Origin of the sequence: uncultured Coprobacter sp. (genome assembly GCF_947855755.1) — a bacterium.
In the GTDB taxonomy this organism is placed as follows: Bacteria; Bacteroidota; Bacteroidia; order Bacteroidales; family Coprobacteraceae; genus Coprobacter.
In genome coordinates, this window is record NZ_CANUAR010000011.1 from 1 (window position 1) to 12,291 (window position 12,291).

Consider the following 12,291-nt stretch of genomic DNA (forward strand, 5'->3'; position numbering starts at 1 on the left):
TTAAACGAACGTTTTTTTAGACAGCGAAAGGGACTTCTATTTTTCGAAATACCTGAATCTAACCCCAATTTTTCTGTATTTACTTAGTTTTCATATCTGCATTCAATACAAGATATTCGTACCTTAAGAAATTTCTAATAAAATATAATAATGAAAAACGTCAACTTTTTTATAAAAACAGTATCGATTTACTGTATTTGTTTTTTATCTACAGCAATTACGGTATATTCTGCAACAAAAGACATGACAAACGGGAAATGGACCATCCGATTTAATGATGAGACCCGAAAAAGTGAATTTGTGAAAGATGGAACAACTATACTGCAAGATGTATCCGTCAAGTTTAAACATAATGCTTCAATTATAGAAAGCACATCATATTCCGATATAAAATTCAGTGAAGAGAATTATTCCGATGCAGCAGGCGAATGCAAAAGATTTATTATAGAATATAAGAATACAGAAAATTCAACCTATCCGACGATACAACAATGTTTCTATCTATATCCGGATAAAGACTACTTTTTAACCGATGTATTTCTATTATCTTCAGGAACTTCGAAAATAGAAAGCAATTACATCGCACCGATATATACAGAAACACAAAATCGTTTTTTACCACAAGATGCCAATAATCGTTTTTTATTCGTTCCTTTCGATAACGATGGTTTCATTACTTACGGGTCGCTTCCGTTATCCAGAGGAATAGATCCTACATCTTTAGGAGTGGGAAGGTACGCCAGGGATACGATTTCTTTCGAAGTGACATCAATATTTAACGGAGAAACACAAGAAGGTCTGGTTATAGGGTCTGTAGAACATGATACATGGAAATCTGCCATACGAATGACAGGTAGCCCCCTATCTCAAGCTTATATAAACAAACTTGAATGTTACAGCGGAGCGACACACAGTATTACACGAGATGCAACCGATGATAACTGGTTGCAGCCTCACGGAGCTGTAAAAGGAACGAAAATAAAATCGGCCCGAATGTTAGTAGGTCTTTTCGATGACTGGCGCACCGGTATGGAAACATTCGGAGACGTCAATGCTCTTATCGCTCCAAAAAGAGAATGGAATAATCCGACACCTTTCGGATGGAATAGCTGGGGCGGTATGGAAAGAAATATCAATTTCGACGGTGTTATTTCTGTATCAGACTTCATTAAAGAAAATATTCAAGGGAAAGGTCATTTTGGAGAAGATGGACTCGTTTTTGTAGGACTGGACTCTTTTTGGGACAATCTGAACTGGGATCAATTGAAACAATTTGCCGATTATTGTAAAGCAAACGGGCAAGTTCCGGGTATTTATTGGACTCCATTCTGCGACTGGTTTCCGGAAAATGATCGTGCCCTCGAAGGCAATAACGGTTATTTCTATAGCCAAACACATCTCAAAGTAAATGGAAAAACCAAAAAACTTTGCGGTGCCGGATGTATGGATCCGACCGCCCCATCAACCCTGTCCCGTATTAATTTCTTTATCGACAAATTTAAAGCTGCCGGATTCAAATATTTAAAACTGGACTTTATGACTAATGGAATCATAGAGGCAGACAGCTATTATAGAGATGATATTACAACCGGTGTACAAGCATACAATTTTGGGATGAAGTATCTGAGAGAACGCTGCGGAGACGATATGTTTATCGTCGAATCTATCGCACCTCTTTTCCCTGCTAATTATGCTCATGCCCGACGTATCAGTTGCGATGCTTGGGGAGAAATGTGGCATACCAACTACATGATGAACAGCCTTTCTTTCGGATGGTGGCTTAACCGGGTATATTGTTTTAATGATCCCGACCATTTGGTAATGGGAGACCGTAGCGATGCAGAAAATATGTCGAGAATGACAACCGGAGCTGTTACCGGCTATTGCATGTTAGGAGATAATTTGAGTACGGAAGGAACTTATATAGGCTCGGCAACATCTCAAGCCAAAGCAAAAAAATACGCCACATACGAAAAAGTCAACGATGTCATAAGACTCGGAAAGTCTTTCCGTCCTGCATACGGACACAAAGTCTTTGGGGATAATAAAGCCGTAGATCTGTTTTATTTAGAAACAGAAGACTCTTACTATATCGCTTATTTCAATTATAATGAAGGAGAAAAAAGCGGAACTCTCGACTTGAAAAAATTAAATATCGATCCGGATAACATAGATACAGGCAAGAGTTTTGAGTGTTGGTCTTCCGATCCGATAACTATCTCCGAAGGAATGCTAGAATACTCATTACCTAATAATCAGGCAAAATTGTACCATCTATTCAAAAAACAAAACACACAACCTAAAAACTAACAATTAAGAAAATCAACATTACATGCGTTAATAAAAATTTATACATAAATTAATTTCATCATGAAAAAACTCAGAAGTTTCAAACTGACAAGCAGTCTATGGGCTGTATTGTTAATGCTTGTTTTTGCTTCTTGCAAAGACGACAAAGAGAAATCTGCGACACACGATCCCAATAAACCGGTAACTTTAACCAATTTCTATCCGACCAATGGAGGCGTGGCGACCAAACTTATTTTAAACGGGGATAATTTCGGTTCAGATGCTAAAAACATCAAAGTTTTCATCAATGACAAACCAGCAGCCGTCATATCGTCTATCGGAAACAAGATCTATGCCATCTGTCCGAGAAAACCGGGTGAAGGTGACGAAAATCAGATTATCGACTGTAAGATCAAAGTTAAAATCGGAGACCAAGAAGTCGAATATCCTGAACACTTTATCTACCAAATACAGACCGTAGTAACAACCGTCTGCGGAATTAAAGATGCTCCGGACGATGTAGTAACCGGCAACCTTGCCCAAACGACTATGCCTCCGGTAACTTACCTGGCTATCGATAAGGACAACAATATTATTGCTTGTCTTCGTAACAGGAACAGTTATTACGACAATAATAAAGTTATTCTGGTAAATGAAGATGAAGATGCCAGTCGTCTGTTAATTCCGAATACAGGCGCTCCGTTGAATCAACCATGTATGTTGGATGACGGAAATACAGTATATATCCCGACAGATAGTAATTTAGATTATTGGGTTATGTCTTCTGAAAATTTATGGAGTCCGATAAAACAAGCTTTAAAACCTGCCACAGGAGAACAAGTCAATATCAATTTTAAACATTCATTTGCCATGTGTACGGTCGATGGCTATATGTACACTCGTGCTAAACAAAATGGTGTCCTTTACAAATTCGATCCGAAAACAGGATTGACAATGCAAGTTGCAACCGGATTAATGTCAGAAAGTGACGCTTATATGGCATTCAGTCAGAAGAATCCTTCAAAACTTTATTTGGCATATACCAACAGTCATTGCATATATACTTATGACGTACTTACCAAAAAGCATGAACTGTTCGCCGGTATCGTAAATAATTCGGGATATCTCGATGGTATCGGTTCATACGCCATGTTCAATCAACCCCGCCAATTGATTCTCGATGAAGATGACAATCTTTACATCGCCGATACGGAAAACCATGTAATCCGAAAAGTGACGCCTCAAGGACAGGTCAGTACCGTAATCGGACAAGCCGGTGTAGCCGGATATCAGGATGGTGACCCGGATGTAGCCCTATTCAACCGTCCTCACGGAGTTTGTATCAATAAAGAGGGAATTATTTATATCGGAGATTATGAGAACCAATGTATCCGCCGTCTGGCCATCGAATAACCTTAATTGCATCGAATAATTAAAATCTACCATAATGAAAAAAATCATATTTATAATCTTATTAGCGTGCTGTCAGATCACCGCATTTGCACAGCAAGCCGCTAAAACATTTACGGTATCGGGTACGGTAGTGGATGAAACCGACACACCGGTTCCCGGAGCCAGTGTGTACGCCAAGGATAGGGCAGGTATGGGAACCGCCACAGATGTTGACGGAAAGTTCTCGTTAAAAGTCCAAAAAAACGATATTCTAGTCGTTTCGTTTTTAGGTTATGCTCCTTCGGAAACCGCTATTACCAGACCTAAAAGCGATCTGAGAATCAAACTGACTCCATCAGATCACCAGATTGAAGAGGCGGTTGTTGTCGGTATGGGAACTCAACGGAAAATAAGCGTAGTAGGTGCCGTGACCAATGTCAATGTAAAAGAGCTCCAAACTCCGGCTACAAACCTCGCCAATATGTTAGGCGGTCGTATTCCGGGTATCATTTCGGTACAACGAAGCGGAGAACCGGGGAAGAATATTTCGGAATTCTGGATCCGGGGTATCGGAACGTTTGGAGCAAATAGTAGCGCACTCGTTTTGATCGACGGATTAGAAGGCGATTTGAGTGAAGTGGACCCTGCCGATATCGAAAGTTTCTCGGTCTTGAAAGATGCTTCGGCAACAGCCGTTTATGGAGTAAGAGGTGCAAACGGTGTCGTATTGATAACCACCAAAAGAGGTACTGCCGATCGGTTGCAAATCACCGGACGTATCAATCTGACCGTTTCGCATTTGACAAACATGCCCGAATACCTGAATTCATACGAATATGCCAAATTGGCAAATGAAGCTCGAGTTGTACGAGGTGACAGACCCCTATACTCGGATATAGAAATGGATTTGATCAAATACCAACTCGACCCGGATCTTTATCCTGATGTAAACTGGCAAGACGAACTTTTACACAAGAATGCTTTACAACAGACCTACTTCATCAATGCCCGAGGCGGAGGTAGCCTGGCCCGTTATTATTTAAGTATGGGTATGTCCAATGAATCGGCAGCCTATAAACAGGACAAGAACTCTAAATATTCGGCAAAAGTGGGATACCGCACGGTAAATTACCGTTCGAATCTGGATATAAATCTTACGAAAAGTACGGCTCTCTATTTCGGTGCCGACGGATTTATCTCCACCAAATCGGAACCGGGGAACAATGATACGGATGCGCTTTGGGCGACTCAACGCAATTTGACTCCGATTACCATTCCGACAATCTATTCGACAGGACATCTGCCGGCTTATGGCGTCGATAATGCATATTCTCCATACGTGATGTTAAACAAAACAGGTATGACCAATATCCGCCATTACCGGGGAAAAGCGACATTGGAATTGAAACAGGATCTCTCCATGCTCCTGAAAGGATTGAAAATCCGGGCGCAAGGTGCTTATGACACCGAAACGAACCTGAAAGAGATCCGGTCGATCCGTCCCGAAATGTACTATGCCCAAACTCGTAAATATACCGGAGAACTCGGTATCATCAAACGTGTAGAATCAGAACCGGCCAAATATACCCATGAAGATGAACAATTCTATAAAGTACATTTCGAAACAACGGCCACTTACGAAACCACAGTTGCCAAAGAACACCGACTATCCGCATTGCTTTACTATTACATGAGCAGCGAACAACGAATGAATAAAGACATAGACGCTAAGGCAGAAACATTACGAAGCATGTATGCCATACCTATACGCTACCAAGGATTATCCGGACGTATTACTTACGGATTTCGGGATACCTACTTCATGGACGTAAACTTCGGATATACCGGATCTGAAAACTTCCAATCCGGACATCGGTTCGGATTCTTCCCTTCGGTTGCCGTAGGTTGGATTCCCACTCAATATGAATTTATGCAACGGGGATTGCCTTGGCTGAATTTCTTGAAAATCCGGGCATCTTACGGTACGGTAGGTAACGACCGATTAACCGATGAACGTTTTCCCTATTTGACTCTCATGGTCGATGGTGACGGAGGAGGTTGGGGAAGCAGTAGCGGATATATTACAGAAGAACGGGTCGGTGCCAACAATTTAAGATGGGAAAAAGCCAAAAAAGCCGACTTAGGTATCGAAGGACGTTTATTCAACGAAAAGCTACAATTCGTTGTCGATTTCTTCCAGGATAAACGCGATGGAATTTACCAAAGACGTTCTCAAATTCCGAGTTATGTGGGGCTGACTCAAATGCCTTTCGGAAACGTAGGAAAAATGAAAAGTTACGGTTCGGACGGAAACATCTCGTTCACCCAAGATTTCGGCAAAGACATGACTCTTACGCTCCGCGGTAATTTCACCTATTCCGCCAACAAAGTGGAAAACTGGGAACAGGCATTCCAACCATATGAATACCAAAACTACACGGGATATGTCAACAACGCTTTCCGAGGATATATCGCTTTAGGTCTTTTCCGAGACGAACAGGATGTGGCACAAAGCCCGAAACAGACATTCGGTGAATATATGGCGGGAGACATCAAATACAAAGATGTAAACGGTGACGGGGTAATCGATGAAGATGATAAAGTACCTTTATCTTATCCGAACTATCCGCGTCTGATGTATGGTTTCGGAGGTGAATTCCGTTACAAACAATTTACATTAGGAATCTTGTTCAAAGGAACCGGAAATACCGATTACTACTATGTAGACGACAACGGATATTGGGATAAAGGAAAAAACGGTGAAGGCTATATTCCGTTCTATAATGGAGCTACCGGTAACGTACTGAAAATCGTTGCCGACCAGAAAAACCGTTGGACTCCGGCTTCCTATTCAGGTGATCCCTCTACGGAAAATCCGAATGCCAGATTCCCGAGATTAAGTTACGGGAAAAGCGCAAACAACACGCAGTTCTCTACTTTCTGGAAAGGCAATTCTCGTTATTTGAGATTGCAGGAAATCAACTTAAACTATAATCTGACCGCCGGAAAAATTCTGAAAACGTTAGGCGTAAGATCCTTAGACCTGCAATTTGTCATATCGAATCTCTGCGTATGGGGACCGGAGAAATTATGGGATCCGGAACAAGCCGATCATAACGGTGGCGCCTACCCGATTCCTACTCAGTACGCATTCCAGATGTATGTAAACTTCTAACAAAAACATTACGAAAAAATTTCGACAATTATGAACAATATAAAAAAGATAGTCTGGCTTATCGTAGCATTACCGATTATCGGCATAATCAGCTCATGTGACGATTTCCTCGATGTCGATCACTACTTCGACGATACCTTAAAATACGACTCGGTATTCGCATCTCGAAAAAATTTGGAAAAATATCTCTGGGGAGCAGCCGGAGAACTTCCCGATGAAAGCGCCATCTTCGGAGATGATGTAACTCCCGGAGTAACAGCTTCCGATGAAATCTTCACACTTATGAAACAGGATCTATTTCACGGAAAAGCCCTGACTTTAGGAGAAGTAAGTCCGTCAAATCTATGTAGTATGAATTCATGGGATCCGGCTTACAAAGTGATTCGGAAAGCCAATATGATTCTTGCCCGTATCGGAGAATGTAAAGACATTACCCCATTGCAACGGGCAGAATTGATCGGATATACCCATTTCCTCAGAGGATATGCCTACTATTTCATCCTGATGAATTACGGACCGGCAGTGATTGTCGGAGATTTGGTTTTCGACAACAATCAAGACGCATCGTACTACGAACGGCAACGCAGCACATTCGATGAAACGGTCGATTATATCTGTTCCGAATTCGAATTAGCTGCCCAAAATATCCCCGCAGATGCCCCGATTTTAAATTTCGGTCGTCCGACCAAAGGTGCGGCATACGCCCTGATCGCCCGGGTGCGACTGCATGCAGCCAGCCCTGCATTCAACGGAGGATCGGCAGCATACCGCTATTTCGGAAACTGGAAACGTAAATCCGATGGAGTTTATTATGTATCACAAACCTACGATGAACGGAAATGGGCGTTAGCTGCCGCAGCAGCCAAACGGGTAATGGATATGGGCCGTTACACACTTCATACAGCAGAACGCGTTTATTCTAAACCTGGAGGAGACGCAACAGAAGTCACTCCGGAACTACCCGAAAATGTATCGAATGCCGATTTTCCTTATGGAGCAGGAAATATCGATCCGTTGAAATCATATACCAACATGTTCAACGGAACTACCTATCCGGTACAAAACAAAGAATTGATTTGGGGTAAATATTCGGATAAAATACGGGAATATACTCGCCAATCATTCCCCATCTACATGGGAGGATACAATGCAATGTGTCTGACCCAAAAAGTGATCGATGCCTACCTGATGCAAGACGGGAAAACGATAGAGGAAGCACGAGCCACCGGTGAATACAGCGAAACCGGGAACTCCCGGGTCTTAAAATATTTCTCCGGATACCGCTTACTAAGAGGAACATACAATATGTATGTAAACCGGGAAATGCGGTTTTATGCTTGCGTAGGATTCAACGGCTGCTATTGGCCGGCCACCTCTTGCACAAATACCGATGTCAGAAACCAAACCGTATATTATTACAACGGAGGAAATGCAGGGCCTCAAACGGCCGGTTCTTCACAACAAGAGCAAAATACATGTATAACCGGATATGTGCTGAAAAAGTATATCCATCCGGAAGATAACTGGTATAACGGAAACGGTGCGACACGGGTAAATAAGGTGTTCCCGATTATCCGGTATGCAGAAATTTTGCTTTCTTATGCCGAAGCAATCAATCATTTACAAAGTTCGCATACGGTAACTCTGCCCAGCGGACAAACCTACACACTCTCCAGAAATTCGAATCTGGAAGACATGTTATTTGCATTCAACCAAGTACGTTTCCGCTCGGGACTTCCCGCTTTGAAACCGGAACAATACACTTCGGAAGATGCAATGGATGAGCAGATAAAGAGAGAACGTTTTATCGAATTCTTGTGCGAAGGACGTCGTTTCTACGATGTACGTCGGTGGGGTACTTATGAAGAAGAAGAAAATGTGCCCATAAGCGGAATGAATGTTAATGCCGGTCTCAACGATGGCTACTATACCCGCACGATTATGACCCACTCCGATTACAGGAACCGGGTTGTCGATAAGAAAACCGTATTCTTACCGATAGAACGGAATGAGATATTGAAATCCCGTTTATTGGACCAAAATCCGGGATGGTAATGACATAAATAACAAAAACAATACAGTTTATTATGAAAAAAATATTAAATATAGGACTACTTCTTCTAACCCTGACCGGAATAACCGGATGTAACGAAGACGAACAGTTCGAAGGCGAATTATATAAAAAAGTCATCTATCTTTTGAGCGATGATAATAAGGCTTTTCAGTCCGTACATGAATTCGGGAAAGAAAGTACCGGATATATAAGTGTTTGCTGCGGGGGCACTGAACATGTCACACAAGATGTTACGATAGAGTTGGAACCGGATGACCAAGTCCTTGCCCAATACAACAAAATAAACTTCGATATCGAAGAATCGAAATTCGCCAAAGAACTGAAATCCGACAGATATAATATCCCGACTTACCAAACCGTACTGAAAGCAAACAGCGAAGATAACTATGCCTTAGTACCTATTTTTGTCAATCCCGAAGGTCTGAGTCCCGATTCGATCTATATGATTCCGCTCCGGATAAAAAGCACCTCGAACTATGAGATCAATCCGGACAAACAACAGGTTCTATATCAAGTCGTACTTAAAAACGAGTATGCGACTATGGAATCGACGACCCACTATCAAACAGCGGGTACCGAGATCAAGCATACCACCATCGGAGACAAAGCCAACGGTTCGAACGTAACCCGAGTCGTAGCTCCGATCAATAAAAACCGAGTACGGGTATTTGTCGGGACTCATACTTATACACCGGGTAAAGTGACTAAAGAGGATATCGATAAATACGGCATGTATCTTACAATCAATGACGACAAATCCATTACCATAACTCCCTGCGGAAGTCTGCAAGTGGAAATGATCGGCGGAGCCGAAGATAATTACTATGAAATAGATAAAAAAGGTAGACAGATATTCTATCTGCACTACAAATACTTCGACACTAATGTTACGGTAACGGATGAAAGTAATAATAACAATACATGGACCGAAGATTGCTGGATCACCATGGAAGAAAAGGGTGTACGATCGTTATAAATAATGCATGACACTTCAATTTAAGAGCAAAATGAGTCTAAAATGCTATTTTTAGACTCATTTTTTATATAAAAAACAACCTTTTCGGAAGTATCTTTACGAAACGAAACACACAAAAAATACCGATACGTATGAGAAACATTTTCCTACCGATCTTATTTATTTTCTTTTTTTCATATAGCATATATGCAAAAAAGTCTCCTGTCGATTATGTGAACCCTTATATAGGCAACATCAGCCATTTGCTGAAACCGACCTATCCTACCGTACATCTGCCGAACGGAATGCTGCGCATATATCCTCAACGAGGAGACCATACAGAAAGCCATATTCACGGACTTCCGATAATCGTAGTCAATCACCGGGAAAACTGTTGTTTTAATTTATCTGCATTTCAAGGGAATGAGTCTCAACTGTCTCCCGTTATCAGAACAGATTATGACAATGAACAGATTATGCCTTATTATTACAAATCGGATATCGACAACCAACAGATAAAAGCCGAATTTACCCCTACATACAGGGCTGCGATCTATCGATTGACATATACTCAAAATAAACCGGGATATCTTATTCTAAATTCCGGAAACGGAGAAATGGAAATCGATGGAAACTCAATCAAGGGATACCAAAATACATGGGGAAATACCCGAGTATATATCTATCTCGAAACTGATATTATACCTTCAAAATCAGGGATATTGAAAGATAAAAAAATAAACACTGCACAAACCAAAACCTCCGGAGACAATTCTTGTGCCGTTTTTTGTTTTGACGGTCAAAAACAAATAAATGCCAAATACGGAATTTCGTTTATCAGTATAGAACAAGCAAAGAAAAACTTACAAAATGAAATACCCGATTTCAATTTCGACAAGGCAAAAAACAACGGACGCAAAATATGGAACGAAGCTCTAGGGAAAATCGAAGTAAAAGGTGGAACTGAAAATGATAAAACCGTTTTTTACACCTCTTTGTACCGTTGTTATGAACGTCCGGTAAATATCAGTGAAGACGGTTACTATTACTGTGCATCCGACCGGAAAGTACACAAGGACGATGGCCATGCCTACTATACGGACGATTGGTTATGGGATACCTACCGGGCAACGCATCCGCTGCGTACATTGATCGATGCAGATGTCGAAAACGATATTCTCGTTTCATTTATCCGAGCTGCAGAGTTATCGGAAAAACAGTGGTTCCCGACATTCCCGGCGATAACCGGAGATTCACGCAGGATGAACTGCAACCACGGTGTTGCAACGATTGCCGATGCATGGGAAAAAGGTCTCCGGAACTTCGATCTGAAAAAAGCTTACGAATACACCCGTAAAGGAATAGAGGAAAAGACTCTTGCGCCATGGTCTTCGGGAGATGCCGGATGGCTCGACCGTTTTTACAAAGAAAACGGATATATCCCGGCTTTAGCCCCGGGAGAAAAAGAAACAGTCCCCGAAGTAAACGGTTTTGAGAAACGCCAACCGATCCCCGTCACTTTGGGAACGGCTTACGACCAATGGTGCTTGTCGCGAATAGCCGCGGCCTTAAATAAAAAAGATGAATCGGAATATTATCTGAAATGTTCTTATAATTACCGCAATGTTTTTAATCCTCAAACGTCGTTCTTTCATCCGAAAGATAAAAACGGGAACTTCATAGAACCGTTCGATTATCGTTTTTCAGGAGGTATAGGTGCACGAGATTATTATGCAGAAAACAACGGATGGACATATCGCTGGGATGTACAACATAATATTGGAGATTTGGTGAATTTAATGGGTGGTGCCGAAAAATTCTCAGAAAATCTCGATCAAACATTCAGCGAATGGTTAGGTCGCAATAAATATGAATTCTACGCCCAATTACCCGATCAAACAGGGAATGTCGGACAATTTTCCATGGCAAATGAACCTTCTCTACACATTCCTTACTTATATAATTATGTAGGTAAACCATGGAAAACACAAAAAAGAATCAGAGACCTCGTACATCAATGGTTCAGAAACGATGTGATGGGTGTTCCCGGAGACGAAGACGGAGGCGGACTTTCCTCTTTCGTGGTTTTTTCTATGATGGGCTTTTATCCGGTTACTCCGGGATCTCCATCCTATAATATCGGAAGCCCGTTCTTCAATGAAATAAAAATAAAATTAAGCAACGGAAAAACATTCCGAATCATCGGAAAGCACTGCTCCGAAGAAAATAAATATATACAGTCTGCAAAACTGAACGGCAAAGAATGGGAAAAACCTTGGTTTTCTCACGATGATATAAAAGACGGAGGAAAACTTGAATTTATAATGGGAAACAAACGTAATACCGATTGGGGTAGTGATATGAACAACGTTCCTCCATCGGCGCACCCCTATCCGCAAGATTAAA

The 12,291-nt window shown here is 41.5% G+C and carries 6 protein-coding genes; all 6 read left to right on the forward strand.

Going from position 1 to position 12,291, the window contains the following annotated elements; translation table 11 throughout:
- Window positions 1-150: 150 nt before the first annotated feature.
- The gene (locus Q0093_RS07530; protein ID WP_297929407.1) at window positions 151-2,310 is read left to right on the forward strand and encodes a hypothetical protein; all 2,160 of its coding nucleotides are present in this window, start codon (window positions 151-153) and stop codon (window positions 2,308-2,310) included.
- A gap of 60 nt (window positions 2,311-2,370) precedes the next feature.
- The gene (locus Q0093_RS07535; RefSeq protein ID WP_297929409.1) at window positions 2,371-3,702 is read left to right on the forward strand and encodes an IPT/TIG domain-containing protein; all 1,332 of its coding nucleotides are present in this window, start codon (window positions 2,371-2,373) and stop codon (window positions 3,700-3,702) included.
- A gap of 34 nt (window positions 3,703-3,736) precedes the next feature.
- Entirely contained in the window at window positions 3,737-6,856 is a 3,120-nt protein-coding gene (locus Q0093_RS07540; protein WP_297929412.1) for a TonB-dependent receptor, read from the forward strand.
- A 30-nt stretch (window positions 6,857-6,886) separates the two neighbouring features.
- Window positions 6,887-8,911, forward strand: coding sequence for a RagB/SusD family nutrient uptake outer membrane protein (locus Q0093_RS07545; RefSeq protein WP_297929414.1), 2,025 nt, complete (start codon window positions 6,887-6,889; stop codon window positions 8,909-8,911).
- A 32-nt stretch (window positions 8,912-8,943) separates the two neighbouring features.
- A complete protein-coding gene (locus Q0093_RS07550) occupies window positions 8,944-9,906 on the forward strand; it encodes a DUF4361 domain-containing protein (protein WP_297929416.1) in 963 nt (320 codons plus the stop codon).
- A 131-nt stretch (window positions 9,907-10,037) separates the two neighbouring features.
- Window positions 10,038-12,290, forward strand: coding sequence for a GH92 family glycosyl hydrolase (locus Q0093_RS07555; protein WP_297929418.1), 2,253 nt, complete (start codon window positions 10,038-10,040; stop codon window positions 12,288-12,290).
- Window position 12,291 lies beyond the last annotated feature (1 nt).